Below are 987 nucleotides of genomic sequence, written 5' to 3'. Positions count from 1 at the left end.
AGAGCCGAGCCCATGCTCGGCTGCTGTTGGCGCAGAACCAGCCGAGCGCAGGCTCGGCTCTACAGGGGGCATCGCAAACGCAAAGGGCCGAAAGCGTGACCTGCCGACCCGCCTGTGGGTGGCCCCGCCGACCAAGATGGACGCCTCGGAGCTGACCAAGGAAGGCGTGTACGGCACCTTCGGCGCTACCGGCGCACGCATGGAAATGCCGGGCTGCTCGCTGTGCATGGGCAACCAGGCGCAGATCCGCGAAGGCTTCACCGCGATGTCGACCTCGACCCGCAACTTCCCGAACCGCTGGGCCGCAACACCAACGTGTACCTGGGTTCGGCCGAACTGGCCGCGATCTGCTCGCGTCTGGGCCGCATCCCGACCAAGGAAGAGTACATGGCCGATGTCGGCGTGATCGCCGCCAGCGGCGCGGAGATCTACCGCTACATGAACTTCGACCAGATCGAGGAGTACCAGGACGTGGCCAAGACGGTCGCTGCCTGATGCGGTAGTGCCGGCTGCTGGCCGGCACCCCGTTGAAACGAAGAACCCCCGGTGAGAACCGGGGGGTTCTTTTGTGTGCGCCGGGCCAGGTGGCCTAGCCCATGCGCATCGCCGTCCGTGTCTGCTCCTGGGCGTGGTCCTGCTGGGCGACCTGCTGTGCCTGCGACATCTGTTCGGCCTTGGCGAGCGACTGCTCTACGGGCGTATTGATGGCCTCGCTGATTGGAACCGACGCCCGCAGGTGTGCCGGATTGTCCAGCGCTCCCTGGACTACGAACATGCGAGGGCTCGAGTCACCGCTGGGTGGATTGCCTAGGACCACATGATCGACGCGTTCCAGGCCGCTGCTCCTGGCCGCCGCAAGCAGGCCGGCCGTCACGCGCTCACTGGTTTCATCGAAGCTGCGCCCGTGCCTGGCATCCACGGCGGATACACCCTCGCGAATCTGCCGGTAGAGCGCATGGTCTGGATGGCCTTCCTTCCTGGGATCCA

Annotated in this window: 1 protein-coding gene and 1 pseudogene; one reads left to right on the top strand and one right to left on the bottom strand. The window is 66.0% G+C overall.

Going from position 1 to position 987, the window contains the following annotated elements; all coding sequences use genetic code 11:
- Positions 1-91: 91 nt before the first annotated feature.
- Positions 92-495: pseudogene (locus ABGA94_RS02705) on the top strand (aconitase family protein); the annotation flags it as partial.
- 94 nt (positions 496-589) lie between these two features.
- On the opposite strand, the gene ABGA94_RS02700 reads toward ABGA94_RS02705, so the two are convergent.
- On the bottom strand, positions 590-987 hold a 398-nt coding region (locus ABGA94_RS02700), incomplete at its 5' end, for an XVIPCD domain-containing protein (protein ID WP_375366320.1).

The organism is Stenotrophomonas sp. 3diitr2024, assembly GCF_042136455.1.
Lineage (GTDB): Bacteria > Pseudomonadota > Gammaproteobacteria > Xanthomonadales > Xanthomonadaceae > Stenotrophomonas > Stenotrophomonas sepilia.
This window is presented reverse-complemented; position numbering and strand designations above follow the sequence as displayed.